The following is a 26980-nucleotide window of genomic DNA, read 5'->3' as shown; positions in this document are numbered from 1 at the left end:
TAATTGCAATAGTTGTTGTAATAATAGTTGTTGTAATTGCTGGTGGATTAGCATATTATTATTCAACTAAGAAAGTTACTACAACTAGTACAACAGTAGCAGCTCCTCCATATATTTTAATTGGTACATTATATGCCTCAACTGGAAGCTTCGTTTCATCATCTATGTCACAGTATGAAGGTTTACAAGTATGGGCTAAATGGATAAACCAAAGCGGTGGAATATATGTTAAACAATACGGTAAGAAAATACCTGTTAAAATAGTGGCATATGATGATCAAAGCAATCCATCAACAGCTCAATCACTTTACCAGCAACTTGTTACAGTAAATCATGTTAATGTATTAGTTGCAGACTTTGGTTCAGTTCTAACTGCACCAGCAGTTTCTTATGCAAATGCTAGCCACATATTATTATGGGATCCAACAGGGTCTTCTTATGCTTTCTTTGTAAACAACCCATATATAGTTGATACCTCAATTCCTGTATCAAGCGCTTGGGTAACTCCTATAGCACAATTCCTTCATTCATTAAACATAACAAAGGTTGCATTAATTTATGCCTCTAATGATTTTAATGCTTATCAAGCATATCTATTAGGCCATTTATTTAAACAATATGGTATAACAGCTATATATAACGAAAGTTATCCAACTTCTCTATCAGACTTTTCAAGTTACATTTCAAGCATAGAAACAATTAGTCCACAGGCTGTTATAGAGTTTGGATATCCAACTGATGATATACCTTTCTTAAATCAAATTGCATCATCTAAGGTTTGTTTTCCTTTGCTCTATACAAACTATCCTGGATTAATGCTACCTATGGTGCTAAGTGGTGTTGGAGCTAATATGAATGGAACCTTCACCGGAGCTTTTCCGCCAATAGTCGTTTATAAACCGACTTACGGACCTAATTTGACTGAATTCGAAGAACTATGGAATAGCACGTATCCAGGAGTAGCTGTTAATTATAATGTCTTAGCTGGATTTAATGCTGGTTTAATTATTGGGTTAGCAATACAAGATGCTGGTACATTAAACCAAACAGCAATAAAAGCAGCTGTACTAAATGAAATTAGCGGAAAGGTTGTTACACTAACTGGTTTATTTAATATAACAAGTACAGGCGCTCAAATGGGAGAAACGCCCGTTGTATCACAAGTTTGGGTTTATCCTAATATGACTACCAGATTCACCTTATTATGGCCTACAAGCATAGCTAATGGAACCGCAGTTTATCCGGAGCCTTGCGCTCCATAAATTATAATTTTTTTGATAAAGAAACGACAAACCTCGCCCCTTCTAGGGACGAGGTAAAAACTTTAAATTTTAGTTTTTATAATTATTGTATAATAAAACATGTTCCTGTAAGGAAGTGCCTTACAGCTCCACATATCCCCGAGTCCCTTGGATCTGGGAGGAGAAGGCTCTGCGTGGTGAGGAATAGGGGTAATTGGTTGAAGGCTCAGCCAGTGGTCTAAAGCTAGACGAGCAGAGCGGGGCGAGTGATTTCACCCGCTAGCTATGAATTGATGAAAATGAAGGCAGTAAATCACAAACCTATGATTCACCTTGAGGGAACCCTCACCTTTCAGGGTGGGGAGAAGGCTAGGTAAACTTCTACCCAACTAACATTACTTTTGAGGGGATAATACCTTCTGGTCAACTTTAATAAGATGATTAGTAATAGTCGACCTTACTCCCACAACACCAGATGGTATAATAGAGTAGCTATAGAAGGATTGTAACCCTCAAGACATCAAGAAACCCCTTTATGTGAGGCGAAGGTCGGCAGCACTCTCTATTGTATTTCGTATTCATAATTAAAAAGGTTCCTTACCATAAACCTTATTTAATTTATTATTGTATTTCAAATATTTTCATTAAATTTTAAATCTACCTTGAAAGACACGGGTTCTGACATCCTCCCCGTCCTGAAGGGCAAGTTTTGCCGTTCATTTTATCAATATAGTTAATGCCTTAAACAATATATTGCCCCTTACTTTTCTTCATCTTCTTTAAATTTTCATATTTATAAATAAATTATTATGCTTTCAGCTTTTGAAAAAGACTATAATCTAACATGGGGCCGCGGGGATTTGAACCCCGGACCACGAGGGCCCAAGCCTCGCATCCTACCAAGCTAGACGACGGCCCCCCTCTTAAATAGGCACTTAGAAATACAGTAATAAGTTTTATGGATATAACTCGGTTTATTAATTAAAATAGTTTTGTTTCTAAATTATTTTAAAAAACGCCGGGGGTGGGATTTGAACCCACGCGTCCTTTTGGGACAACGGGTCTCGAGCCCGCCGCCTTGGACCGCTCGGCCACCCCGGCCCCTATTTTAATATGTAAACTGGATTTTAATATAAACTACTCCACCCATATAAGCTGAGCTTTAGGATTTTCAACTCCTTCACAGAAAAGATTCGTCCTTCTTCAATTTGTTTACATACCCTGACTCATATCTCTTGTTAAGGCATAAGCTATGTTTATAGCCTTATTTATTTAGGGAACATAACAAAGCATTTTGTGTTTGAAAAGTATTTATAATTAATCCACTCCCTTATGACTGGGTTTTTATGTATAAAGATGAACCTGTTTTCCTTAAAATTTTATAAAAATGTTTATTACGCTATAAAATGCCTTAAAAAGTGTAAATGTGAAGGATGAAGAGATTGAAAGTTGCTGTAATAGGTGCTGGATTTGCAGGCCTAATATTTTCTAATTATTTATTGAAAGCAAATATAGATGTCGACCTATATGAAGAGCATAGTAAAGTGGGAATACCAGAGCATTGCACAGGCATAGTTTCTAGTTTAACCTCAAAATTAATTGGCGATGCATCTAAAAATAATATAATAAAAAAGTATACTAAGCTAAAAATTATGGCCTTTAACGACTCTGTAGAAGTATTTACAAAAGATGATGTAATAAAACTTGATAGAGTCAAATTAGAAAACGATTTGCTAAACCAATTTATTAACAATGGTGGTAAAGCTTTTTTAAAAAGTAAAGTAAAAGAGATAAATAACAATAAAATACTAAACAAAAGCTATGATGCTATAATAATATCCGATGGTGTAAATGGGTTTCTACACAAAAAATATGGACTTGGATTTTCGGGTAGAACTGTTTACGGAATTAACCAAGAGTTTTGTTTTTACGATAATGAAAATTCTTTTGAAGTTAAGTTTGATAATAAAACGTCAAACAACTTCTTCTCATGGTATGTACCATTAAAAGATAAAGTAATTATAGGAACTGGGGCAGAAAATCCTGAAATGCTTATGAATGCGCAAAAGCATGCTATTAAATACTTTAACCTCAAATCAAATCCTTGCCATACATATGGAGGTCTAATAATCTCTGGAATTAAAAAAGCTAATATTAGAAATGGAAAAATAATTGCTATAGGAGATAGTATAGGTTTGACTAAACCCTTAACTGGAGGCGGCTTATTTCCCAATTCCCTGGCTGCATATCTTTCTTATAACCTAATTAAAAAAGAATACAATTTAATTGAATCAATAGAGTCTTCTATAAACTTCACTTTAAATATACTTAAAAAAACAAACAACCTATCTATAATACTTCATAAGAATCCTATGATTGTTAAAGAAATTATAGAAATCTCAAAGAAATCAAATCTTATAGAATCTATGAACAGAAAAATAGATTATGATTTCCATAATAATTTGATTGAGAACTCTTTAAAAGATAAAAACACATATAAATTCTTATTAATGTTTACATCATATTATCCCATGTCTTTATTTAAACTAGGAATTGGTTTATTGAGAGATTTAGTATAGTTCTTTTTTAATTAAATTAAGGATATCATTATAAGCATCATTTAATTTTTCTGATGTAACCTCTACTCCTATTACATTATTATTCAGCTGCGATTTCCCACCTACTTGATAACCTAAAGATTTTAATTTAATTGATATCTTAGTAAAATCTAAATCATTCCTCTTAGTCCTAATATAAATTGAAGCGTCATTGGTACTATGAGCTAAATAACCAATCATAACTACCCTATTAGGATACTTAGAAGCAAGAGCGCGCGAGATTTTGCTTATTAATCTTCCATTCCCATCTATTAATGTTGCGTAAAAATCCTTTGATATTTTTTCCAATTTATTATTTGCTATTTCAATCAGATTATTAAGTTCATTTTCTGCTTCTTCCCTTAGCATTGTTAAAATTGGATTGCTCATTAACGCTACACAAGGATCTATACCACCATAAGCTAAAGATGTGGGCAAATTTTTTATTATATCTATTTTTCCTAAAGCCTCAGCTCCCCAAATTTGCATTGCACAATTTTTTGGTATATCATAATCACTTTCTGGGTCTAAGCCGATCTCTTCCATGTATTTCTTGTATATCCTATTGTTTTTTGCTTCCCTATCTAAATCTCCAACAATGCTCGTTGAAATAAGTAATGGATCGTAGTTTCCTGTTAAAAGAGCTATCACATGAGCTGCACTAGGCCACAAACCTTCTGGATCTCCATCTTTTGCCGGATTATAATATATTACAGATAAAGATCTTGGTATGTCATTTGTAGTATGATGATCAATAGAAATAACTGGCCTATTTGCTTTTGAACTTATTTCCATTAATACTTTAGATGATAAATTAAGATCTACAACAACTATTACATCGTGATTTTCAGCTCTGTCTGCTAAAATTTCTAAATATTCTTTACTAAAAACGTACTTAAAAGGAGGAGACTCAAATTCTATTCCTTGACCTACGTAGCTTGCAAGAGTTGATGCTGAAATTACACCATCAGCATCCCAATGATGCAATATAATAGGATTACTATGAGAAATTAGCCTCATTAAGGGTTTTTCTTCTAGCATCATTAACTACACCCGTCTTTACATAAATCTAGAACATAATCAGCTATTTTTTTGGAAATTTGGTTAGCATTTTCTATTTCTTGCCTAATTAATATAGCTTCCAAGTTCGAAATTAACGATAAATAATTTGAATTATTCTTATTTTTATTTCTACTCGATATGACAAAGCTTTCAAGCTCCATTAAGCTATAAGGATCGGCTGGTACATTAAATTTAATAAATGCCTTTCTCAATGCATCATGCGCTCTCATAATATTTCACTTGGTTGCCCTCCATATCTTAAAAAATATTGAAAAATATTAAAGTTAGAGTATAATGAATTTATAACTTTATTAATTTGCTAATTATAAAGCTTTAATTCCTAAACTTATATACAAATTTTGATGCAAAAAGGTGGTCCAATTTGGCAGCGATTGCCTTACTTCCCTATGCTATAATAATAGGATTACTAGTTGGAGTTTACTATGCTTTTATGGCTTTAGGACTTAATTTAGTCTTTGGAGTAGTAAGAATGATAAATTTATCTCATGGAGATATAGTAATGCTAGGGTCATACTTGGCATATTATCTATTAATTTATTATAATATAAAAGAAGGTATAAGTTTCATAGTAGCATTTCCTATTTTCTTTTTATTAGGTATTTTAATATACTTGGCATTTGTTCCAAAGCTTAAGTCAAGCAACGATCCAGAGATGAATTCTTTTACAGCCTTCTTCGGTTTATCACTAGCTATAGAAGCAATTTCTTTTATGGTATTTGGAAACTACTATCATGCAATCCCTACAAGTGCACTATTAGGCGGAGCATTTAATCTATTTGGATTCAAAACTCCAAATGTTTATTTGGCAATAACAGCTTTATCAGCCATAATCCTTATAATAACTTATTTTTATTTAAACAAAACAATGTTAGGCAAAGCCACAAAAGCACTTATGCAGAACCAAGAACAAGCTATAAGCTTTGGAATTAATCCAAAATGGGTAACGCTTATAACTTTCTCATATGGATTTGGAGTTGCAGGAATGGCAGGAGTAATAGGGCCATATATTTTGGGAACTATATACCCAAGTATGGGAGATTTTATTACAATATTAGCTTTCACAATAGTAATAATAGGAGCTTTAGGGAATCCGCTGAGCACAATAATAGGAGGCATAGTCTTTGGAATTTTTTATCAATTGTTGCAAGTCTACTTATCTGGACTAAGTTTAGCCATTACATTTTTAGCCTTGCTTGCAATAGTTGTAGTTAAACCTGGAGGAATTCTTGGAGGTGTTCAACGTGAAGTTTGAAAAAAACTACATAGCAGCAATTATAATTTCTGTTATAATGATTTTAGTAGCCTTCATAGGGCCTAAAGTATATTCTAATGAAACTTTCTTTTTCAATATTATAATTTTAACTACTGTGGCTTTAGGATTAAATATAATATATGGATTGACAGGATACTTACCATTTGGATATATGGTTTTCTTTGGTATGGGAGCGTATGGAGTATACATAGGAATGAGATTAGGCTTTATGCCTATTGAGGCCTTTATTTTTGGATTTTTATTAAACCTCGTTCTTGCATTAATACTATTACCTTTGTTCAGATTAAAATCGCATTATTTTGCTATAGCTACTCTTGCCGCATTTGAAGGTATATATTATTTAGTTCAATCTCCTGATCTTTCTAGATTTACCAATGGAGCTTTAGGAGCTTCGTTAGTTACCATATATAATCCCAATTTAACATATATTATAGCAACGATTTTCTTGGTATTTGTTATATTATTAACTTCTTGGATTAAATCGAGTCGTTTTGGACTAGCTTTAAGAGCAATAAAAGATAGTGTTATTTCTGCTTATTTAGATGGTGTTAATGTACCCATAACTAGAGGAACAGCTTGGATAATAAGTGCAATGATTGCCAGCATAGCCGGTGCTTTATACGGTTGGTATTCATCATTTTTCTACCCTGAAACAGTTTTTGCATTAACCTTAGGCGTTTATATAATTGCCTTTGTCCTTTTTGGTGGTTTGGGAACAATAATTGGCCCTATAATAGGAACAGTAGTACTATACAGCATATATCAATACTTTAATATTTCATATACATATTATGTTCAGCTATTCTTCGGAATCTTATTGATTTTACTAATATTATTCCTTCCTGGTGGTATAGCTCAAATAATTAAAAAATTCTTTAAAAAATCAATTCCATAAATTTTATGTAACTTGGAAAAATGTTTTTTTGACTTCATTATTGTTTGCTATTTCTGAAGTTGTACCCATTAACTTTATTGCTCCTGACTCCAATACTATTACCCTATCAGCTATATCTATAAATGATGGATTTTGCTCTGCTATTAACATAGTTATACCTTTTTCTTTTAATAATGCCGCATATTTTACAATCCTTGATACCATTAATGGGGAAAGACCTGATGATGGTTCATCCAATATTAAAAGCTTGGGCTTTGCTAATAAGGCCATGGCCATAGAAAGCATCTTTCTTTGACCCCCAGACAAAGCTTGAGCCTTTATATTGAGAAATGTCTTTAATTCAGGAAAACTATTTAAAGCATCAACAAGTTCTTTATTAAAATTGGACTTTGCATTTTTAGAATAAGCTATCTCCATGTTTTCTTTTACTGTAAGATCTGGAAAAATAGCTTGTTCCATTATCATCGTTATACCGAACTTTGATCTTTTATATGCATCAAGATTAGTTATATCTTTATCATCAAAAAATATTTTTCCTGAAAATATTTTTACAAAGCCAGCTATAGATTTTAACAACGTTGTTTTTCCAGCTCCATTTAATCCTAGTATTACAACTGACTCATCATTGTTTACATTAAATGTTACGTCTTTAATTATCTTTAAGTCCCCATATCCAGAATACATATGTTCAACTTTTAGCATGCCTTTCACCTAAATAGATTTTTATTACTTCTTCATTATTTACCGCATCTTCATATGACCCTTCAAAAATTTTCTTACCCTCATTCATAACAACTACTGTATCAGAAACTGCTTTTACCATTTTCATTAAATGCCCTATATAAATAACTCCTAGCCCTTTCTTTCCCAGTTCTCTTATTTTAGATGCTATTTCTTCTTGCTCTGAAATGCCTAGGCCTGCTCCTATTTCATCAATCATGATGTATTTAGGTCTTATAGAGAGAGCTCTAGCAAAATCTAAAAGTTTTTGTTGCTCTGAATTTAATTCTTTTGCACTTTTATTTGCCATACTATAAAGACCAACAAATTTCAAACTTTCAATAGCATTAGAAACAGCCTCTTCCCCCTTCAATCCTGCCCCAAAATAAGAGCTTACTAAAACGTTTTCTAAAACTGTTAAATTAAGGTAAGGTTTTGGAATCTGATAGGTTCTTGATATACCAACTTTGATCCTTTTATATGGAGCTAGCTTTAGTAAACAATGATTATCAAGCCTGATCCTTCCGTTGTCAGGAAGCAAAACCCCAGTTACTAAATTTACTACAGTTGTTTTTCCTGCTCCATTAGGACCTATAAGAGCCTTTACTTCACCTTTTTCAACTTCCATATTGAAATTATCTACAGCCCTTAGTTTTCCAAAGGTTTTTGTTAAAGACTTTATCTCTAACATTCTTCTTCCCTTTCTGAACTATTATTGTATCTGCTAAAGTATTTAATTATTTATGTATTTTAGTATTATAAACTAGTGTTTACCCATGACGTAACTCTCCAAGGTTTTTGTATTAAAGTTATTTGTGGTATGTTATATTAAAAGTTTTTATACTTAGCATTATATTTAAAAATCAGTAGAGAGAGGTGTATGTAATTTTGGATGGTAGTAAGTATAGATCTGTTTCTACAGGAGCTGTAATTGCAATAGTTGTTGTAATAATAGTTGTTGTAATTGCTGGTGGATTAGCATATTATTATTCAACTAAGAAAGTTACTACAACTAGTACAACAGTAGCAGCTCCTCCATATATTTTAATTGGTACATTATATGCCTCAACTGGAAGCTTCGTTTCATCATCTATGTCACAGTATGAAGGTTTACAAGTATGGGCTAAATGGATAAACCAAAGCGGTGGAATATATGTTAAACAATACGGTAAGAAAATACCTGTTAAAATAGTGGCATATGATGATCAAAGCAATCCATCAACAGCTCAATCACTTTACCAGCAACTTGTTACAGTAAATCATGTTAATGTATTAGTTGCAGACTTTGGTTCAGTTCTAACTGCACCAGCAGTTTCTTATGCAAATGCTAGCCACATATTATTATGGGATGTGACAGGGTCTTCTTATGCTTTCTTCATAAACAACCCATATATAATTTTAACATCATTGCCAGCGTCTCCATACTTTGTAACTTATGTAGCGCCTTTCTTACATTCTCTGAATATAACAAAGGTTGCTGTTATATATGCTGCTAACGACTTTAATGCTTATCAAGACTACTTCTTAGGTACATTTTTCAAGCAGTATGGAATTACTGCAGTAGTGAATGAAAGCTATCCAACTTCTACATCTGATTTTTCAACATATATAGCAACTATAAAAGCAGCTAATCCTCAGGCAGTTATAGAACTAGGTTATCCAACTGATGATATACCTTTCTTAAATCAAGTTGCCGAATCCGGTACTTATTTCCCAATGGTATTAACTAACTTCCCAGGACAACTATTACCTAATTTCATGACTTCAGTTGGTAAAAACATGAACGGCACCTTTACCTTAGCATATCCTCCTTTAGTCAGTTATACACCTAACTATGGACCTAATTTGACTGAATTCGAAGAATTATGGAATAGCACGTATCCTGGAACAGCACCAAACTTCTTATCAATAGCCGGTTTTAATGCTGGTTTAATTATTGGGTTAGCAATACAAGATGCTGGTACATTAAACCAAACAGCAATAAAAGCAGCTGTACTAAATGAAATTAGCGGAAAAATAACTACAATAGATGGGCTTTTCAATGTAACACAATTTGGAATGCAAGTTGGAGAAAACCCATTACCATCACAAATATGGGTATATCCAAATGGAACAGCAAAAGTTGTATTATTATGGCCACCTAGCGAAGCTACTGGAAAAGCTGTTTATCCTGCTCCTTAATAAAAATATACATTTTTTATTTTCTTCAACCACTTTTTTATTTTGGGATAATATTTGGTTTCATCAAAAGCCTTTACAGAAATAATAAGAAAGCTTTTAGATGAAGGAATTAAGTTTACAGTAATTGGAGATACTGTAATTCTATTAAACATAAAGAGCGAAGAAGTTGGAGAAGATATAGATCTTTTTGTAGAATCTCCAAGTATATTAGAAAACGAAGGTTTCTATGAAGGGATTGCAGAAAAATATAAATGGTTGTATGGACGCACTTGGTTAAACACTCCAAAAATAACAGCTATAATAAATAATGAGGAAATTAATTTAGACCTTTATGATAACTTATATGACTTCTACATACCAGAGTCCTTTATAAAAAATGCTCAGAGAATCGATGTAAACGGATTAAGAATTAGGGCAATAACTATTGAACAATATCTTGTTTTAAAATCCTATTCTGGTAAAGAAGAAGACATAGAAAAATTAAAAGAAGTATTAATAATTTTAAAGAAAAACAGAATCAAAATAGATGAGAATAAAATAGTGGAAGCCGCAAAAGAATTGGGAGAGGAAAATACGATATTAAGAAGGCTTAAAGAGATAGGATATTTGAGGTGATGAAATGTGAGATTGCTTAAGATAGTTGCAACTGTAGGTCCATCAAACTACGATTACAATATAATTAGAAAAATGATTGCTACTGGAACAGATGCCTTTAGAATAAACATGAGTCATGGCGATCAAAAACAATGGGAAGACTTTATAGGTTTGATCAATAAAGCATCTAATGAGCTAGGAATAACAGTAACAAAAATTGCAGATCTAGAAGGCCCTAGAGTAAGATTAGGAAATTTTGAACCTATTAAAATACAACAAGGACAAAACTTAATATTAAAATATGAAAATTCTAAGGCTGAGGGAATTCCAATAGATAATAGAGTTTTCTTTTCATCTATAGAGCAAGGCGACAAAGTATTAATAGATGATGGAAAGGTATCAGTTGAGATAGAAACTGTTGAAAAGGATTCTGCTGAGGTAAGGGTTATAGAAGGAGACATACTTGAGCCAAGAAAAGGTGTTGTAATAGCCGGCAAAGAATTTGATATGCCTCCTATAACTGATAAAGACGTGAACGATATGAAATTTATTGCGTCTAAAGACTTCGATTATGTTATGGTAAGCTTTGTAAGAAATTCAAAGCATATAGATATCATAAGGGAAACACTTAAGAAACAGGGGGCTAATAATATTGGGTTATTAGCAAAAATTGAAACGCCAAGTGGAGTAAAAAACATTGACGAAATAAGCGAATCAGCAGATGGCATAGTAGTTGCTAGAGGAGATCTAGGTATGCATTTTCCATTAGAAGTGTTACCAATAATACAAAAAAGAATAATAGAAAGTGCGAGAAAAAAACTAAAACCTGTTATATTAGCTACAGAAATATTTATGAGCATGGTAGAAAGGCCTGTTCCATCTAGAGGAGAAATATCTGATGTTTACAAAGCGCTTGAAGAGGGTGTAGATGGGTTTTTAGTTACATCAGAGACCTCTGTAGGGAAATACCCTGTTCAAGTAATAATATGGTTAAGTAGGGTTATACAAGAAGCTCAAAAACACATTTTACCAAACAAAATAGAGATTTCTGATATACCAGAAGCAAAAATAGCTAAAGGAGTTGTTGATTTAGCAAATGATATAGGAGCTGAAATTTTATCATATGCAACAACAATAGATATGTCTAGACTAATATCTGGTTTTAGACCTTCAAAACCAATTTATACAGGAGCTCCTTCAGAATTAATAGCAAAAAAGTTAAATATATTCTGGGGAGTTAAGCCTATAATAATTGGTACCTCAAACAACGAGGAAGAAGGATTAAATTTAACTGAAAATTATTTGAAAAAAGAAGGGATCATTGGTACAGGAGATACTGTTATAGAGGCTGTTAGAAGTATAGAACAAAATTCATTTATAGTAAAAGTTAAGCAATTATTATAGCCCATAATAATATTTATCTCCATTTTTAACTATTATTTTTTTAGACAGTAACTTTTCAAAAGCCAAGTCCCAATAATAACCTAAATCCTCATTATTTATACCATACCATTCCGAAAAAACTTTTTTAAGCTCTTCATAGTTTAATCCATTTTTTGCTCTAATATCTTCTTTAAATATTCTTTCAATGAATTCAATAACGTCTTCAAGCCTTGTCCATGGATATTGGAACCATGACCAATCCTTAACTTCAATTAAGAAATAATCTGGTTTATACTTAGCAACTGTACTTATCCATTGTAGAGATGCTGTTCTTGCATCTTTAGGATTCCAACTTTCTTTAATGAAATCTTTTGCAAGCTTAAGCGTTTCACCTGTATCAACAATGTCATCAACTATTAAGATATTCTTATCTTCGGCATCAATTTTAAAAGGATGCCTTAATATAGCTTTTTGCGTTACCTTAGCTGCCTCAATCCAATGCTGGCTTTGCACGCTTAAAAGATCGCTGATACCAAGAAAATCACATAGCAATCTTGCTGGTACATAACCACCTCTTGCAACTGCAACTACAATATCAGGCTTGAAACCAGAATTTTCTATAATTTTACTTAAGTTAAAAGTCCAATCTACTATTTCAGACCAACCAACTAATTTGACTGGAACTTTAGGCAACTATTATCCCCAATAAACTTATACAACTGACTTTAAAAGTCTGTTGTTTTCTAAATTTAGTAAATTATAGCTATATTTTTTAATATAATTTCAATTTGCCTGTTATTTTATCAACAGTTTCTTCTGGTGCAGGCCCTATGCAAACAGCTGTAATAGTCCCTGGAGGAAGTTGGGTTCTTCCTGCATCACTAATAATAGAACACGGCAACCCTAGCTCTATAGCCTGTTCGTATATTTCTTCTATTTCTTCTCTTGAATTAACCCTTAATACTACCTTCATTTGACCCCCTTTTTTCCATAGATCAAGCCATTCCTTCCAATCCTTTCTATTAGATTCTAGTATTTGAAAAACAGCATCACAACTTGCATGTGAAGCTTGAGCTGCCGCTTTACCATGACCCATTTTTAAATCTTTTCTTAATACTATTGATTGTTTAAATCCCAAACCCTGCACCTAAATTAGTTTATTAGATATTAAAGATATAAATAGCATTGAGTATAGTCCTGTTGTTATAGGATCAGTATTAAATTCTATAACTTCATTATTAGAATAATTCATTTTTAGCATTAATATAAGGTCTTTTAAATCAGAAGAATCAACTGTAGATGTCATCAAATATTTTCTATATTTTATCCTATTGTTTAAAAGTTCTATAGGCAAAATATATATACAGTTTTGAATAACATTATAGCAATAAATAGCACCTGCCTCAGTTGATGGGGTATAAAACATTACAAATTCTTCATTAAAATTTTTCATTTTTTCAATAATAGAACCGTATTTGCTAACAAGCCATTCATAAGAATTCTCTAGATCATCTATTTCTCTTTTAATTCTCTCATACCTGTCGCCTAAATCTTCAGGAACCCATAACAATGAAGCTATGCTATTTGTAATAATAGGTGTTTTTGAATTAACTAATATTCTATTAACATTAAGGTATTCAAGCCTTTCTTCTAAAGTATCTTCCATTCTTGGAGAAACAAAGCTAACCTCTACATCCATTAACCTAGAAACCTCTGCTGCATGGACAGACCTAAAATCTTTTGAATTCGATGAAAATATGATTACATTGTTAAAATGCTCATAATAAGGTAAAGAATATTCTACAGATTCCGTTGGAGTTAATATTGTGACTTTTTTCCCAGAAGAAAGTAAACCAATATATAATATTTTTCCTGCAGTTCTAGAAATATAATCAGATATTATTAATACATTATTATCTAAACTAGGTTTTTTTAAAGACCTTGCTACCTCTATAGCTTTAATCAGATCCCTTTTTAACTCATTGTATTGCATGTTCTAACGCCTTACAGCAACTACATTGATTTTCATCAGGATCTCCTTTTAATTTGGGTACAACATCGTAAAGTATCTTTCTAGCACCTTCAATATTTTGAGTCATAACTTTTTCCACTTCAGCAGCTGTAACAGGTTTTTCTGCCCAAACATCGTAATCTGTAACCATGGCTAATGTTGAATAACACATTTGCGCTTCGCAAGCAAGATTTATTTCAGGAACAAGCGTCATACCTATTATATCAGCTTTAAATACCTCTTTCCAAACCCTGCTTTCAGCTCTTGTGGAGAATCTAGGACCTTCTATACATATGTATGTACCGCCTAGATGTGATCTATAATTTAAAGATTTTGATGACTCAAATATTTTTTTGCTCAAATCCTCACAAAACGGATCCGCCATACTTACGTGTACTGTTATAGGGCCATCAAAAAATGTATATTTTCTTAGTTTCGTCATATCAATAAATTGGTCAGGTATAACAAAATCTCCAGGCTTCATGTTTTCATTTAAGCTTCCAACAGCTGAAACGCTAATTACATATTTTACGCCAATGGATTTTAAAGCCCATATATTAGCTCTATAATTTACCATATGCGGTGGAAATTTATGCCCCCTTCCGTGCCTTGGCAAAAATGCAACCTTTACACCTTTTATATATCCTACTGTTAAATAGTCGCTTGGCTCTCCATATGGAGTATGTATTTTTACTTCTTTAGAGTCTTCAATTATGTCTGCCTGATATAGTCCTGAGCCACCAATTATAGCTACATGGGCTTTAACGTCTTTTGGAATTGAAAGCTGTACAACCATTATATCACCATATTATTAATGCAAGGATAGGTTTTAATTTTTGTATAAATCTAGTTAATGAGGTGAGAATTATGGTAAGATTTGCCTTAATAATAACTAGTGACAGCGTATATTATGATAAGAAAAAAGATGAGATAACGCCCATTGTTGAAAAAATGATTGGGGAAAGCGGACATGAACTTAAGCTTAAAACAATAGTCAGAAACGATAAAGATGAAATATTAAATTCATTAAATAATGCTATAAAGTTTTCTGATATAATATTAATGACTGGGGGAACTGGTATTTCTCCTAAAGACATAACTATTGATATAGTAAAACCACTAGCTAGAGACGTTTTACCAGGCTTTGGAGAACTTCATAGATCAAAAAGTCTAAATGAAATTGGCTATAGAGCTATATTGAGCAGAGCAAATGCATTTATTTTAGATAAGTGCTTGGTAGTAGTAAGCCCAGGTAATCCATCTGCAGTAAAAATATCCTTAGAAATTTTATTGCCTATCGCAAATCATATAGTAGAACAACTTAACGGAATTCCACATAATTCATAACAAAGTGAAGTTTAAATCTTCACCCTGCCTTAAAAAACAAAGATTGTTGTTTCTCTTTTATCATTTTATTTGATATACCTATTTCATAAAACTTTCTTTATATATCCATTAAAGAAATTTTAATAAAAACAAATTCAAATCTAAATTAAATTTAACTGGATATTGCTTCGTAATTTATTTCTTTCTTTACAGGACTTGATGTAGGGAATTGCGTTCTGTCTGCATAATTATACGAATAGTACTCAGGCTTTAGCCTTTCCACAATTAATTTGTATGCCTTTTCAGGATTTGTGTGATTTCCACATGTATAGACGTCAACAGTTGCATACCTATACTCTTTCCAAGTGTGAACAACTATGTGGCTTTCATTAACAAGCGCCATTACTGAGACGCCTCCTTTAATTCCCGGTATTTTCCAGCTCATTAATTGTATAAGTGTTGCATTAGCTGCTTTTACTGCATCAAGAACTGTTTGCCTTATAAGTTCCTCGTCATCAGCTATTTCTGGTTTTAAACCATATAAACTACCATAAACGTGCTTTCCAACAATAAAGTCCACGCCACTACGCGATTCTTCATTCACTTCTAAGTTCATGCCCTCCTATTTTTCTAATGTATTTTGCAAAAATAGAGCTTATTAAGCTATTCGTGCTTTACACTAATTTAACCTATTAACAGAACTCATAATTGTTATAATATTCTGTATTACTAAAAAATTTTAGTTTATAGTAATTAAAATACAAAACTTTTATAATTAAAAATATAAATTAATTAAAATTTATAGCAATGCTTTTAAACATTTATACCTAACATAAAATTTAAGGCGATTAGACATGCCAGACATAGATGATCCAGAACTAAAGGAAATATTATCAAGAAAAGCTATGGAAATAATTAAAGAATCTACTAAGAAAAATGAGGAAATTGTAAATACAGAACCTGTAGAATTAAATGACAGCAATTTTGACGAATTCATATCAAAAAACAAAGCAGTTGTTATTGATTTTTGGGCTCCATGGTGTGCACCATGCCATATACTTTCTCCTATGTTAGAAGACTTATCTGGAAAATATACAGAAATTAGATTTGCAAAAGTTAATGCAGATGAATCTCCAATAACAGCTAGCAAATATTATATAATGAGCTTGCCAACAACTATGTTATTCTTTAATGGAGAGCCTGTTGACAGAATTATAGGGGTTGTCCCTTATGAAGTCCTCGAGGAGAGAATACAATGGTTGCAAGCAAAGCTGCATTAATTGGTATTGATGCATTAAGTTATGGAGAATTTATGAAATGTAGACCTAAAACTTTATTGTATTTATTAGATAACTCATTTAGAGGTGTTGTTGAAAATAATCCACCTCAAAATACAATATCATCATGGCTCTCAATACTTAGTTTAAAAAAAGTTGATTCAAAAAACCTAAACTATGATGTTTCTGAACTACCATTAGTAAAGTTAATTAAACCAATATTAATTAACATCCCTATCACAAATCCAACTTATGGAGTTTTTAATATTAATATAGATCAAGGAATTTCATATCAAGAAGAAATAGATGGAGTAATGAATGAAATATTAGAAAACTTAAATGAAGGGCCAATAATAGCTGGAATTACGGCCTTAGAAAGAATAAATGATAGGGTATGCGAAATATATAATTACATAGATAAGATGCTTTTAAGCGTAATAAGAAACGTTGAGGAATTTATAGTTTTTTCCCCTTATGGCAAGCCAAAGAAAAATTTCTTTGAGCCATACGGAGTATATCTATCTTCTAGACCAAGACCTAATGAGCATGATACAGTTAAATTATGGGAAATAGGTCAAACATTTATAGAGATTGTTAAAGGAGGAAATTTACAAGAAGATTTTTGATAATATAGTCTTTTAAAAATTTAATAAAGTTATTAATTATCTAAAACCCGTCATTAAAGATCTTGCTGCTAATATTACTGGATCCCTACTTCTTGATAAAGCGAACGACAAACCTCGCCCTTCAGGGCGGGGAAAAGGTCAGAATGAGTCAAGAATTTTCTATGTACATCATCCAGCTTTTGCAAGGGAATTAAAAGAAAATATAATGAAATCTAGATAAAATAGATATAATAAGTAGGGGTATATTAGGAATTGAGATAGCTGAAGCATTAGTAAAAAATGGAAAACAGGTTATATTAATTCATAAAAATCCTTATTTGCTAAATAAAATTCTAGATGAGGATATGGCTCATTATATTAATGATACTGTTTCAAAAGACTTGTTATTGAAATTAAATGAAGAAACCTTGGAAATAAATAAGGGAGGAAGATTAGTTATAACTAACAAAAACAAATATGAAGTTGATGGTACAATAGTAGCTTTAGGAGTGGAACCTAATACAGATCTGGTTAAAGGAAATAATTTTATTGGAGAAACTAAGGCAATTAATACTGATCAATATATGAGAACATATATGAAAGAGGTTTATGCAGTTGGAGACGTGGCGCAATCAAGAAACATTATAACAGGAAAACCTGATTGGCAACCATTTGCTCCAGTTGCTGGGAAAATGAGATTTACAGCAGGAAATCATATAGGTGGTATAAATTATAAGTTTTCGGGTTTAGTTGGAACGGCTATAACAAAATATAAAGATTATTTAATAGCAAAGACGGGATTAACTGAAAATGAAGCTATAAAAAATGGCTTTAAAGCAATCTGACCTCCTCCCCGCCCTGAAGGGTGAGTTTCCTGAGGTCTTAAGGGTTACACTCCTTTATGAGTGCTACTCTATTATCCACCAAGCCGATATTGCGGGAGAAATCGGCTCCCGCTCCTCATGCTTTAAGAGTTGACCAGACGAAGGCATCTAAAGGCATTTCAAATAGAAATAGTATTTTTGATTTAAAAAATTTTACCCCGTCCTAAAGGGCTAGGTTTGCCGTTCTCTTTATCAAAAACTTTATCATCTTTATTTATGTCAAAGGAATCTCTTTCTCCAACTCTTTCTATTATATTCCCTGTTATTTTTAACTCTCCATTTTCAATTATTTCATAACCTGTAAATAATCTTCCCTTAAGAATTATTGAGCTCACTTTTCTCACCCTTAATACATTAATTAATTTTAACTATAAAATATTTCTCTTTGAATAATATATGCTATGATTTTTAATTTCTCTTCTTTCCCATAATTTAATGAAATGAATGTTTCAGGATATCTCATAATGAAAGATTTATTCAAAATAAAAAGATAGACAATTAATATAAAAGTTATTAACTACTATAGATTTTGCGATAATTACTCCTTAATAGTATAAAGATTACCGTGAACTACCGCCCTTACAAAAGGGGGTTTGTCTTGAAAATTATCAAAAGAAACTTATAAACCCACCTGACCAGTCAGTAAATAATTTATATACAACCAACTCTATTAAATCGATAGTGAGCGAGATATAGGTTATTAGGTGATGGCTTTGGGTAGTCTTGAGCAAAATACCAGCAAATTGGAAAAATTAAGGTCGAATCTTGACAAATGGCTTGGCCTTTATGTAGGGTTGATGATAATCATAGGGTTATTAGCAGGTTATTATGATATGGGCTGGGTTCATAATCACATAAATTTGCTTCAAATTATTGAAATGGCATCAATATACATAATGATCTTTCCAATGATGTTGATGCTCAATGTTAAAGCGCTGGGAAATGCATTTAGAAATTTAAAAGTTGTTACAGCTGTAATAATTCTTAACTTTGTCTATGGACCTTTAATGGCACTTTTTCTGGGAGATCTTTTTATTGGTAATCCATATGTAAGGCTTGGGTTATTTATAGCATGGCTTGTCCCTTGCTCATCAATGAGCATTGGATATGTGGGGTTGATGAGAGCAGATATAAACTCAGCAACAGCCATGGTTGCTCTTTCTTTTATTCTTTCGCTTGTATTAATTCCAGTTGAAACATCGCTTTATATACATAGCGTTCTTGCAAACGAACTCAGGGGATTTGCACTTTCTAGTGCAGCAATTTCTCACGTTGAAATGGGACTAGTTATGACCATAATTGAAGTATTGGTTATACCTCTTATCCTTGCTATACCTACACATGAAGCAATGGTTAGAAAAATGGGACAGAAAAAATTCAAGAAAATAAGTCCCCTTTTCCCTTCTCTTACAATGCTTGGCATGCTGATAATAATTTTCACAATTTTCTTCGCTCATTCCGGTGTGCTGATTACCCACATTAAAGACGTACTTGGAGTATTCTATTCGGCCATGGTTTTTGGTTCTGTATCGCTTACCATCTTTACTGTATTATTTAAGTATGTTAAACTAAATAGGAAAAATGAAACATCATACAGCTCATCCATGGTTACAATACTTACTGGTATTCCGAAGAATGAAGCTACAGCTATTGCAATTAGTACCATGGCGCTTGCATCCCTTGGTCCACAGATTGCATTTCTTGCATCAATGGCACCTTCACTTTTACCAGCTTTTCAAGTAGTATTCATAATACTCTTCATAAAACTTAGAGAAAAAATAATTGACTATTATGGAGCTAGGAAAGAATTAGAAATTATTGAAGAAAGGGAAGTAAATGTTGAAAAGGAAATAAAACCAATGGAGGTGAGTAGTCATGAGTAAGAAAGCTTTAAACCTATTGGTTCCAGTCGATTTTTCTAAAGGAACAGAAAAGTGGATAAGTGAGGGACTTAGCAAGCTAAACAACGTTAGCAGCATAAGACTTCTCTATATAATTCCCCTCAACATGTCTGAAGTTAGTGAATTTGTCACAGAAGATGTAGTGGAAAGCGGGAAGAGAGTTGCTGAAAATAAAATGAAAGATCTGGTAAAATTGATAGAGTCATTTGGATCTTATAAGATAAGCTATGAGATAGCTGTAGGAGATCCAGCTAAAATAATACTAGAGCAATCTAATACTGGAAAATTCGATATGATAATGATGGGGCATCGAGGTTTCGCATATATTAAGGACTTCTTTATAGGCAGTGTTACGCTGAAAGTCATATCAAAGTCACCTATACCAGTCTTGGTAGTCACAACTCCCCCGCCCTAAAAGGTTTTCTTTAGGGTGTCTCATAGGTTCCTGTTTCACCTATAATTTCATTTCAATCATTTTTATTCATGATCAAGTAGGGACTTAGCCCTCAATTACCTACAAACGGTAGATTAATTATAATACTCCTTTAAGCCCAACACATGAGGCTCATATTTTTGTATTACTCTCACCCTTTTAAGCATAGTCCACATCAACGTGAAAGGTCATCAGTTTATACTTACAGATAAAAAGATTTCTATTAATGTGAAAAAGGATTCGGCCATATCTGTTCGGTTTAACATCTATCATTTAAGGTACATTCAGGGGGGTCAGGAATATCTTATAAGCGCCTTTTTTCTATATTAAGCTTAGCAATAATATCCCTATCTTTCTCAAACCCACATTTATTACATTTAAATCTCCCCATAACCAGTTTCAACAAGCTTAGTATTACATACAGGACAAACAGAAGATGTTTAATTAGGGTCAACAGCTAAAGCAGTTACAAAATGTTCGTTTTCTGCAAGTTAAGCTTCTTATTGGCTATGGTAATTTATTCTCTACTTGCAGTATGCAATAGCATGAAAAGGGAAACCTTTAGTTCATGCTTATTATTTTTACTCATAAATAATATACCAAAAATTGAGAAATACTTAATTAAATTAATAGAACTGCTTATTAATTCTATAGATTTTTAAGGAGACGATTTTAAAATCTACCATAAAGGGCGATAATTCCCAACTATAGTGATTAGAGGGACTGTTTCTTATAATTGTTAAACTGTTTTGCGGTAATAAATAACAATATAAATGCAGTTAACTCTATTATTATAGCAAATAATGATATATAATTAATAAAGTTTTGATATAGAAAACCATAAATTATTGAACCAGACATCCATGCAGTTCCATAAAATAGTCCAAAGATCCCATAACCATATGCCCTATTTTCATTTGGCAATATATCTGCTATGGCTGCTCTTGCAGTGCTTTCATATATTCCATTCACTATCCCCCAGAATATGCTAACAAATAATGCAGAAACAAAGTTATGCATTAATATTATTGGAACTATTAGAGTTGCAAATATAGGTGTTATAAGTAAAGATATTGGACCAGCTCTATCATATATTAATCCAATTGGAAATGCAAGAATACCATCTACTAACATAGCTATTAAATACATTATAGATATCCAGTAATCCGGCAATATATTACTTGCACTAAATATGTATGATACATTGATCCAATGCATAAAACCAAGAGCTACTATTGCCATAGAAATTGTATAAAGCCAAAAAATTTTGCTTAATGAATTCCTTTTAAAGCTAGCCGTTTTTTCAACTGCTTTAATATTAGGATATTTAATGTATGCGCTAAAAAGAAACATTAATGAAATAGAAGCAGGTATTGCCAATATTAAGAAAGTAAACTCATAGTTTTTTGTTGAAAAAAGAGATAATGTCACTATTAAAGGTCCGAGTACTGCTCCTGTCTGATCTAGAGCTTCATGAAGACCAAAGGCTTTACCCTTACCAATTTTTTCAGTAATTTCTGCTAAAATAGTATCCCTTAAAGGAGTTCTCAAACCTTTTCCTATTCTTTCTAAAAATATGAATAAAATTGCTAATTCCCAATGTCCTGAAAAAGCTAGAAGAGGGACAGCAAATAAATTTAATATATAGCCTAAAATTGTTAAACCCCAATAACTTATACTTGATTTTAAATATGTTGCTATTACCCCGCTGAAAAATCTCATAACATAACCTAAAAATTCTCCAATACTAGCTAAGCTAGCTAAAATAGCTGTCGCTCCCAAAGCATCTAAATATGCTCCTGAAACAGATCTAGCCCCCTCATATGTCATGTCAGCAAAAAGGGATACAAACGATAACAAAATAAAAACAATTAATGATTTCTTGCCTATATCTTTAAAACTCATTTTTAATTCCCTGAGGCATTGAGTCCTTTTTGAATATAAAAATTTATTTGGTTTATAATTTGCATCTTTAATCAATTTGAATTCAGCTATAATTTTAATACTTTTGGATTGCTGCCCTTTTTATTAATAGTTGTTAAAAAACTATGTTAGGGGTTTGGGCTTCATTGAATTTTCATAAAATTGTATTTTCAGCCCTTGGACTTCACGGGGGTCATAGGGCAATGCCCCATTCATACCCCCTTTAGCTGGATAACCCCAAACCACAACAAAAGAAGATAATCCGGCTATTGAAAGCAATAAAAATTTTCTTGTAAACATATTATTTAATTTTATTATTGAAAAAATTATAAAATAGAAAAATATTAGCTATAAAATATATAAATTAGTTAAAATAATTAAAAATGGTGAAAAATTTGGGAGATGAATTAAAAAATAAGATAATATCAAGCTCAAATTTCGGATTAATAGGATCTATTTTAGTTATTTTAGGTTTAATACCTCAAGTGGGAAGCATTTTGGCCATAATAGGATTAATTTTAATACTAATCGCTCTATATGAGTTATCTAATGCTTATAATAATAGTTTAATATTTGATAATGCATTAAAGGCTATAATAGCAGGTATTATTGGTTTTGCAATCTTTGCTTTCGTTTCTGTTATATCTATTTTTACAATGGTTTCTCACGGCATTATTTTGGGTGCAGGATTAGCAATAGCTGCAGTAATAATTGCTTATTTGGTGATCTTAGCTTATGGATATTTCATTAGAAATTCTTATTATGAATTAGCAAAGTCCTCTGGCATTAAAAGGTTTGAGGAAGTTGGTAAATTTTATTGGTGGGGAGCCATATTACTTATAGTTCTAGTTGGTGCAATATTTATATTAATAGCAGATATTTATGCTATATTGGCATTCCACGAATTGAATCTAAATCCAATACCGCAAACAATAAACAAATAAAAAAATTAAATTTTATCAGATTTAACATATATAAAAAATGATAAAATAGCAGGCAAGAAAATCCATAGTGTTGCAGCTATCGTTACAAATGTATAATTTATATTAATTAAAAGAGAAAATGAACTTGTTGATATTTTTTGCAATATCATTGATGATACTGCATATGGACTAATATATGCCAACCATGTTTTTCCTGTTAAAAATGATAATATTTCAAATATATCAAACAAGTAAAATATTAGGTAAAATGCAATAGATATCCCAATAAAACCTCTATAACTTATAGATGCTATTAAATAAAGCAATGAGTAAAAGCTAATAGAGCTTATTATTAATGCTGCAATACTAAATAAAATATAGCTATAAGTTATACTTGCATTTAATACATACGAAACAGCTATTGGAATTACTATACCGGCTGCAATTGATGAAATCAGCATAGCGATTAAGCCTGAAGTAAATCTTGATATAAAAAGCTGTCCTTTTGTTATAGGCCTAGACAAGATAAATTCAATTGCCTTACTTGATCTAGGTTTTACGAAAGCATCATTTATTAAAAATAATCCTAATAGAGGGAAAAACTCTGCAAAAACAGTTAGAGAAGAAATTAATGCACTTCCTTCTAATCCTTTACTTATCAACGAAGGTATAGTAAATGAATAATAGTTTGTGTAATTTAATTGCGTTGAATTGCAATCGGTATTTAAGAAAACAATAGGCTTTGAAGAATTCTGTTCTATATTAACCTTTTGGCTAAATAAGATGGGTTCTCCAACACTTGATAGGTTTAATTCTGCTATTTTATATAATTCTTTTGGTAAAGAAGAAATATTTTTAATCATTGAAAGAGATAGTTGTCCATAATATATGTTGCAACTCCAATTTCCTTTTGGTAGGTATATGGAGGCATAAACTTCACCTGTTTTTCCCTGTATATTAACTACTGCCATGTTTGTTATCGATGCAGTATAATTAACGTTAGAAAGCTGGAAATTTAACGTTGCTACTCCTACCTCATTTACTCCTGTTAAGTTAATTTCTGCAAAGCCTTTTGAATTTGTTATAGCTGTTTTACCATTATAGAAAATTTTCGCATTTGAAATTATCTGTCCATTAGCGCTAATTAAATAACCCTCTAAAAGATAAGTTCTATTAGTTGATACAAAATTTGAAACAAAATAATAATTTGAACCTACCTCTATTTCTCTAGAAAATAAATAACCAGCTCCTATACCGGCTAATATTAAAAGAATTATTGCAATTATTAATGCTTTAGAAGATAATGACTTTTTTAAATCATATCTAAAAGCATAACTCACTTCAATCACCTTTAGTTAACCTCATGAAGTACTCTTCAAGCCCTCCGCTCTTGTTTATTTCTGAAACCTTATAGCCCAATTTAACTAATGCTGCATTTACTTCGCTTGGGTTTGCGTTTGTGTCTAAATCAAAAGAATTATTATTAATTTTATTTACTTTGCCAAAAGATGATAGCACATCAATTAATTTTTCATCAGGATTTTCAACAACTACTCTTAGCGCAATTTTTGCCTCAGACTTTATTTCATCAATTGTTTTTATTGCCAAAATTTTCCCTTTATTTATTAACACTACTTTATCCGCTATTGCTTCAACTTCACTTAATATGTGGGAAGAAAATAAAACAGAGCAATTTGATTTTTTAAATTCTTTAGCTTTTTCCCTAAAGAATGCAATTCCTTCTGGATCTAAGCCATTTAATACCTCATCAAAAAGATAGTTTTGAGGATTTGATATCATTGAAACTGCTAATGCAAACCTTTTCTTCATACCTTGAGAAAAATCTTTAAGCTTTTTATTAGAGCTTTCCCATATATTAACTTGAGATAGCAATTCCTTTGCTAAAATTTCTGCTTGTTTACCACTTATTCCATGGTAGCCTGCTAAATATTTAAAATAATCAATTGCTTTCCAATCTGATTCAAAAACAGGTATTTCAGGTACCCAACCAATCCTTTTAGATGATTCAACTTTTTTAGAAATAACGCTTAAACCATCAATTAAAACATCTCCTTTTGTTGGTTTTAAAATGCCTGCTGCAATTTTTATTGATGTAGTTTTACCTGCTCCATTTGGGCCCACAAATCCAACTATCTCTCCTGAATTTACTTTAAATGTTACTTCATCTAATACTTTGAATTTATTAAAAAACTTTGTGACTTTATTGAATTCCAACAAATCCAACCATCTCTCCTGTCTTAATTTATAATAAGTTTTTAATTTTAAAAAACTTTACCCCGCCCCTAGAAGGGGCTTGTCGTTCGCTTTATCATTTCTTAACCCCAAAATTATTGTCTTCTGGGCAAATACTTTGCTATAGATAATGCAACATCTCTTCTTGAAGAGCTTTTTATGTAAACGTTTCCTTCACCTTTAATATTAACGAAGAAGAGACCTTCATCACCAAATAACATGGTTTTTAAGTTTCCCACTCTGGATATACCATATTGTAACCCTTCATCAAATGCAAGTAAATGCGATGCCTCAATGTGTAATTCACCATTATTTAAATGTATTTGATTTACTTGGCCAACTGCATGTAAAAATGCTGAACCAATACCTTCTAATTTAGCTAAAAATATACCTTCCCCGCCAAATAAACCTGCTGTTAAGCTGCCTAATTTAGCGTTGTAATTAATTGATTTATCACAAGCTAAAAATGATGTGTGCTCAACTAAAAGACCTCTTCCGTTTAAATCAATTTTAACTATCTTTCCTGCAAGAGGGGATGAGAGGGCTATTTTACCAGGGCCCTTTGCTTCTAATAAGAAAAAAGTTGATCCGGTAATTTCTCTTTTTAAAGCTCCTAGAAAGCCTCCCTGCATTTTTGCATTCAATGATACGCTGCTGTCTTTGTATATTATATGGGATCCATCAACATAAATCTCCTCTTCGTTATTTAATTCAGCAAGAAGATATTGCATTTCACTTCCAACAATTTCATATTTAACCAATTTTCCACCGTTAAATAAGTTAATTTAACCATTTTTAAATTATAATAAACTTAAGGATTTGAAATAAGAAAAGATTTTTTATTATAAATTTTAATATTTTAAAATAAAAAGTTTTTCAATAAGATTAATGCTAATCTCTCATTACTAGCATGTACTTCAGCAAAAGTTTGTCCCAAGCGTTGATTAACTATTTTCTTTTATATCTCATCAAGCGGCTTGCAACTAGTCAGCTTGATGTAGACATTCTTATTTATAGTATCTATTGCGCTGTTATCCCTCATGCCGACTAGTGCCATTCCTCTAATTCTTTCACATAGGTACGGCCGGAGCCCAGCGAGCTTTAATCTCTCGGCCGCCCAATCAACACCTATTTGCATCGCGGTGCCGATTGGTATGATCATTGCCGCGTACCTTTTGTCTACACTCAGCTCCTTGACAGGATCCCTGATCTTCAGCAACGAGTTGTAGTAGACCAAGTCATGGTTATTAAACCGCCTATCATATCTGTAAATCCCCTCAAGGCTGGCTATGCCGTAAACTAGCACTGCGAATGGTCTCAGGTAGAGCCTTTTCTTAAATGCAGGCTCTTGTAAGTAGTCTCTCAGCGTATAACCATACCCCCTTATTATGTCAATTTCATATCTTAGCGTCCTCTTTAACGAGCCAATAAAGCCCCTTGAGTACCTCTTCAGTTCGTACTCTGCTAGGTTATTGAA

The 26980-nt window shown here is 32.1% G+C and carries 30 protein-coding genes and 2 tRNA genes; 14 read left to right on the top strand and 18 right to left on the bottom strand.

All coding sequences use genetic code 11. The annotated features are described in order from the left end of the window. The first annotated feature begins 2 nt into the window (after window positions 1–2). The gene (locus tag RXO53_RS04155; protein ID WP_410712996.1) at window positions 3–1262 is read left to right on the top strand and encodes an ABC transporter substrate-binding protein; all 1260 of its coding nucleotides are present in this window, start codon (window positions 3–5) and stop codon (window positions 1260–1262) included. Between the two features lie 824 nt (window positions 1263–2086). Here RXO53_RS04155 and RXO53_RS04150 read toward each other — a convergent pair. Then, window positions 2087–2160, bottom strand: a tRNA-Pro gene (locus RXO53_RS04150). A gap of 97 nt (window positions 2161–2257) precedes the next feature. After that, window positions 2258–2342 (bottom strand) — tRNA-Ser (locus RXO53_RS04145). Between the two features lie 332 nt (window positions 2343–2674). Here RXO53_RS04145 and RXO53_RS04140 point away from each other — a divergent pair. Continuing rightward, window positions 2675–3820, top strand: coding sequence for an FAD-dependent oxidoreductase (locus RXO53_RS04140; protein WP_410712995.1), 1146 nt, complete (start codon window positions 2675–2677; stop codon window positions 3818–3820). Here RXO53_RS04140 and RXO53_RS04135 read toward each other — a convergent pair. Beyond that, window positions 3812–4882 carry a DHH family phosphoesterase gene (locus RXO53_RS04135; protein ID WP_410712994.1) on the bottom strand — a complete coding sequence of 357 codons (1071 nt, stop codon included), beginning with the start codon at window positions 4880–4882 and terminating at the stop codon, window positions 3812–3814. The two genes, RXO53_RS04140 and RXO53_RS04135, sit on opposite strands and share 9 nt — an antisense overlap. Beyond that, window positions 4882–5130 (bottom strand): hypothetical protein, encoded by a 249-nt coding sequence (locus RXO53_RS04130; protein ID WP_410712993.1) that lies wholly within the window; start codon window positions 5128–5130, stop codon window positions 4882–4884. The genes RXO53_RS04135 and RXO53_RS04130 overlap by 1 nt, the downstream gene beginning before the upstream one ends. A 152-nt stretch (window positions 5131–5282) precedes the next feature. Here RXO53_RS04130 and RXO53_RS04125 point away from each other — a divergent pair, with 152 nt between their 5' ends. Together RXO53_RS04125 and RXO53_RS04120 are read left to right on the top strand one after the other, a co-directional pair. Further along, complete coding sequence (locus RXO53_RS04125; RefSeq protein ID WP_410712992.1) at window positions 5283–6173, top strand: branched-chain amino acid ABC transporter permease; 891 nt, start codon at window positions 5283–5285, stop codon at window positions 6171–6173. Beyond that, a complete protein-coding gene (locus RXO53_RS04120) occupies window positions 6163–7089 on the top strand; it encodes a branched-chain amino acid ABC transporter permease (RefSeq protein WP_410712991.1) in 927 nt (308 codons plus the stop codon). Before RXO53_RS04125 ends, RXO53_RS04120 begins: the two co-directional genes overlap by 11 nt. 3 nt (window positions 7090–7092) lie before the next feature. Here the strand turns inward: RXO53_RS04120 and RXO53_RS04115 are convergent, their stop codons facing one another. Together RXO53_RS04115 and RXO53_RS04110 are read right to left on the bottom strand one after the other, a co-directional pair. Continuing rightward, window positions 7093–7791 (bottom strand): ABC transporter ATP-binding protein, encoded by a 699-nt coding sequence (locus tag RXO53_RS04115; protein WP_410712990.1) that lies wholly within the window; start codon window positions 7789–7791, stop codon window positions 7093–7095. Then, the gene (locus RXO53_RS04110; protein ID WP_410712989.1) at window positions 7778–8500 is read right to left on the bottom strand and encodes an ABC transporter ATP-binding protein; all 723 of its coding nucleotides are present in this window, start codon (window positions 8498–8500) and stop codon (window positions 7778–7780) included. Before RXO53_RS04110 ends, RXO53_RS04115 begins: the two co-directional genes overlap by 14 nt. 197 nt (window positions 8501–8697) lie before the next feature. Between RXO53_RS04110 and RXO53_RS04105 the strand changes: the two genes are divergently transcribed. From RXO53_RS04105 to pyk, 3 genes are read left to right on the top strand one after another with little or no spacing between them, the layout of a single operon-like run. After that, window positions 8698–9990: an ABC transporter substrate-binding protein gene (locus tag RXO53_RS04105; protein WP_410712988.1), complete on the top strand. Its 1293-nt coding sequence runs from the start codon at window positions 8698–8700 to the stop codon at window positions 9988–9990. Between the two features lie 54 nt (window positions 9991–10044). Next, window positions 10045–10605 (top strand): nucleotidyltransferase, encoded by a 561-nt coding sequence (locus tag RXO53_RS04100; RefSeq protein ID WP_410712987.1) that lies wholly within the window; start codon window positions 10045–10047, stop codon window positions 10603–10605. 6 nt (window positions 10606–10611) lie between these two features. Then, window positions 10612–11988: a pyruvate kinase gene (pyk, locus tag RXO53_RS04095; RefSeq protein WP_410712986.1), complete on the top strand. Its 1377-nt coding sequence runs from the start codon at window positions 10612–10614 to the stop codon at window positions 11986–11988. Here pyk and RXO53_RS04090 read toward each other — a convergent pair. The 4 genes from RXO53_RS04090 to RXO53_RS04075 form a co-directional block, all read right to left on the bottom strand. Next, on the bottom strand, window positions 11983–12660 hold the full coding sequence (locus RXO53_RS04090; protein ID WP_410712985.1) for a phosphoribosyltransferase: 678 nt from the start codon (window positions 12658–12660) through the stop codon (window positions 11983–11985). The genes pyk and RXO53_RS04090 overlap by 6 nt on opposite strands. Window positions 12661–12739: 79 nt before the next feature. Then, the gene (gene pth2, locus RXO53_RS04085; RefSeq protein WP_410712984.1) at window positions 12740–13105 is read right to left on the bottom strand and encodes a peptidyl-tRNA hydrolase Pth2; all 366 of its coding nucleotides are present in this window, start codon (window positions 13103–13105) and stop codon (window positions 12740–12742) included. 9 nt (window positions 13106–13114) lie between these two features. Further along, complete coding sequence (locus RXO53_RS04080) at window positions 13115–13960, bottom strand: hypothetical protein (protein ID WP_410712983.1); 846 nt, start codon at window positions 13958–13960, stop codon at window positions 13115–13117. After that, a complete protein-coding gene (locus tag RXO53_RS04075; RefSeq protein WP_410712982.1) occupies window positions 13947–14774 on the bottom strand; it encodes an S-methyl-5'-thioadenosine phosphorylase in 828 nt (275 codons plus the stop codon). Before RXO53_RS04075 ends, RXO53_RS04080 begins: the two co-directional genes overlap by 14 nt. A gap of 71 nt (window positions 14775–14845) precedes the next feature. Here RXO53_RS04075 and RXO53_RS04070 point away from each other — a divergent pair, with 71 nt between their 5' ends. Further along, window positions 14846–15325: a molybdenum cofactor biosynthesis protein B gene (locus RXO53_RS04070; protein ID WP_410712981.1), complete on the top strand. Its 480-nt coding sequence runs from the start codon at window positions 14846–14848 to the stop codon at window positions 15323–15325. Between the two features lie 151 nt (window positions 15326–15476). Here RXO53_RS04070 and speD read toward each other — a convergent pair whose 3' ends face one another. Then, window positions 15477–15920, bottom strand: coding sequence for an adenosylmethionine decarboxylase (gene speD / locus RXO53_RS04065; RefSeq protein ID WP_410712980.1), 444 nt, complete (start codon window positions 15918–15920; stop codon window positions 15477–15479). Between the two features lie 238 nt (window positions 15921–16158). On the opposite strand from speD, the gene trxA reads away from it, so the two are divergent. From trxA to RXO53_RS04050, 3 genes are all read left to right on the top strand, one after another. After that, a complete protein-coding gene (gene trxA / locus RXO53_RS04060) occupies window positions 16159–16584 on the top strand; it encodes a thioredoxin (protein WP_410712979.1) in 426 nt (141 codons plus the stop codon). Further along, complete coding sequence (locus RXO53_RS04055; RefSeq protein ID WP_410712978.1) at window positions 16560–17207, top strand: hypothetical protein; 648 nt, start codon at window positions 16560–16562, stop codon at window positions 17205–17207. The genes trxA and RXO53_RS04055 overlap by 25 nt, the downstream gene beginning before the upstream one ends. Before the next feature lie 221 nt (window positions 17208–17428). Then, window positions 17429–18031, top strand: coding sequence for an FAD/NAD(P)-binding oxidoreductase (locus RXO53_RS04050; RefSeq protein WP_410712998.1), 603 nt, complete (start codon window positions 17429–17431; stop codon window positions 18029–18031). Window positions 18032–18213: 182 nt separating this feature from the next. Here RXO53_RS04050 and RXO53_RS04045 read toward each other — a convergent pair whose 3' ends face one another. Continuing rightward, complete coding sequence (locus tag RXO53_RS04045) at window positions 18214–18405, bottom strand: hypothetical protein (protein WP_410712977.1); 192 nt, start codon at window positions 18403–18405, stop codon at window positions 18214–18216. A 378-nt stretch (window positions 18406–18783) separates the two neighbouring features. Between RXO53_RS04045 and RXO53_RS04040 the strand changes: the two genes are divergently transcribed. Together RXO53_RS04040 and RXO53_RS04035 are read left to right on the top strand one after the other, a co-directional pair. Then, window positions 18784–19953, top strand: coding sequence for an arsenic resistance protein (locus RXO53_RS04040; protein ID WP_410712976.1), 1170 nt, complete (start codon window positions 18784–18786; stop codon window positions 19951–19953). Continuing rightward, a complete protein-coding gene (locus RXO53_RS04035; RefSeq protein ID WP_410712975.1) occupies window positions 19946–20386 on the top strand; it encodes a universal stress protein in 441 nt (146 codons plus the stop codon). The genes RXO53_RS04040 and RXO53_RS04035 overlap by 8 nt, the downstream gene beginning before the upstream one ends. 322 nt (window positions 20387–20708) lie before the next feature. On the opposite strand, the gene RXO53_RS04030 is transcribed toward RXO53_RS04035, so the two are convergent. Both RXO53_RS04030 and RXO53_RS04025 read right to left on the bottom strand, forming a co-directional pair. Continuing rightward, window positions 20709–20795 carry a zinc ribbon domain-containing protein gene (locus RXO53_RS04030; protein ID WP_410712997.1) on the bottom strand — a complete coding sequence of 29 codons (87 nt, stop codon included), beginning with the start codon at window positions 20793–20795 and terminating at the stop codon, window positions 20709–20711. Window positions 20796–21118: 323 nt separating this feature from the next. Continuing rightward, window positions 21119–22309 (bottom strand): MFS transporter, encoded by a 1191-nt coding sequence (locus tag RXO53_RS04025; RefSeq protein ID WP_410712974.1) that lies wholly within the window; start codon window positions 22307–22309, stop codon window positions 21119–21121. 413 nt (window positions 22310–22722) lie between these two features. On the opposite strand from RXO53_RS04025, the gene RXO53_RS04020 reads away from it, so the two are divergent. After that, window positions 22723–23271, top strand: coding sequence for a DUF996 domain-containing protein (locus RXO53_RS04020; RefSeq protein ID WP_410712973.1), 549 nt, complete (start codon window positions 22723–22725; stop codon window positions 23269–23271). Window positions 23272–23276: 5 nt separating this feature from the next. Here the strand turns inward: RXO53_RS04020 and RXO53_RS04015 are convergent, their stop codons facing one another. The 4 genes from RXO53_RS04015 to RXO53_RS04000 all read right to left on the bottom strand — a co-directional run. Further along, the gene (locus RXO53_RS04015; RefSeq protein WP_410712972.1) at window positions 23277–24590 is read right to left on the bottom strand and encodes an ABC transporter permease; all 1314 of its coding nucleotides are present in this window, start codon (window positions 24588–24590) and stop codon (window positions 23277–23279) included. Window position 24591: 1 nt separating this feature from the next. Further along, a complete protein-coding gene (locus RXO53_RS04010; protein ID WP_410712971.1) occupies window positions 24592–25494 on the bottom strand; it encodes an ABC transporter ATP-binding protein in 903 nt (300 codons plus the stop codon). A 104-nt stretch (window positions 25495–25598) separates the two neighbouring features. Continuing rightward, the gene (locus RXO53_RS04005; RefSeq protein ID WP_410712970.1) at window positions 25599–26264 is read right to left on the bottom strand and encodes a TIGR00266 family protein; all 666 of its coding nucleotides are present in this window, start codon (window positions 26262–26264) and stop codon (window positions 25599–25601) included. 197 nt (window positions 26265–26461) lie between these two features. Next, on the bottom strand, window positions 26462–26980 hold a 519-nt coding region (locus tag RXO53_RS04000; RefSeq protein WP_410712969.1), incomplete at its 5' end, for a hypothetical protein.

Origin of the sequence: Caldisphaera sp. (assembly GCF_046536515.1) — an archaeon.
Classification (GTDB): domain Archaea; phylum Thermoproteota; class Thermoprotei_A; order Sulfolobales; family Acidilobaceae; genus Caldisphaera.
This window is presented reverse-complemented; position numbering and strand designations above follow the sequence as displayed.

What these genes read in the sequence shown, in the direction of transcription:
- RXO53_RS04140 (WP_410712995.1), top strand. Translation starts at nt 2,675, where the DNA reads ATGAAGAGATTGAAAGTTGCTGTAATAGGTGCTGGATTTGCAGGCCTA.
- RXO53_RS04135 (WP_410712994.1), bottom strand. Translation starts at nt 4,882, where the DNA reads ATGATGCTAGAAGAAAAACCCTTAATGAGGCTAATTTCTCATAGTAAT.
- RXO53_RS04130 (WP_410712993.1), bottom strand. Translation starts at nt 5,130, where the DNA reads ATGAGAGCGCATGATGCATTGAGAAAGGCATTTATTAAATTTAATGTA.
- RXO53_RS04115 (WP_410712990.1), bottom strand. Translation starts at nt 7,791, where the DNA reads ATGCTAAAAGTTGAACATATGTATTCTGGATATGGGGACTTAAAGATA.
- RXO53_RS04110 (WP_410712989.1), bottom strand. Translation starts at nt 8,500, where the DNA reads ATGTTAGAGATAAAGTCTTTAACAAAAACCTTTGGAAAACTAAGGGCT.
- RXO53_RS04080 (WP_410712983.1), bottom strand. Translation starts at nt 13,960, where the DNA reads ATGCAATACAATGAGTTAAAAAGGGATCTGATTAAAGCTATAGAGGTA.
- RXO53_RS04075 (WP_410712982.1), bottom strand. Translation starts at nt 14,774, where the DNA reads ATGGTTGTACAGCTTTCAATTCCAAAAGACGTTAAAGCCCATGTAGCT.
- RXO53_RS04070 (WP_410712981.1), top strand. Translation starts at nt 14,846, where the DNA reads ATGGTAAGATTTGCCTTAATAATAACTAGTGACAGCGTATATTATGAT.
- speD (WP_410712980.1), bottom strand. Translation starts at nt 15,920, where the DNA reads ATGAACTTAGAAGTGAATGAAGAATCGCGTAGTGGCGTGGACTTTATT.
- trxA (WP_410712979.1), top strand. Translation starts at nt 16,159, where the DNA reads ATGCCAGACATAGATGATCCAGAACTAAAGGAAATATTATCAAGAAAA.
- RXO53_RS04055 (WP_410712978.1), top strand. Translation starts at nt 16,560, where the DNA reads ATGGTTGCAAGCAAAGCTGCATTAATTGGTATTGATGCATTAAGTTAT.
- RXO53_RS04035 (WP_410712975.1), top strand. Translation starts at nt 19,946, where the DNA reads ATGAGTAAGAAAGCTTTAAACCTATTGGTTCCAGTCGATTTTTCTAAA.
- RXO53_RS04030 (WP_410712997.1), bottom strand. Translation starts at nt 20,795, where the DNA reads ATGGGGAGATTTAAATGTAATAAATGTGGGTTTGAGAAAGATAGGGAT.
- RXO53_RS04025 (WP_410712974.1), bottom strand. Translation starts at nt 22,309, where the DNA reads ATGAGTTTTAAAGATATAGGCAAGAAATCATTAATTGTTTTTATTTTG.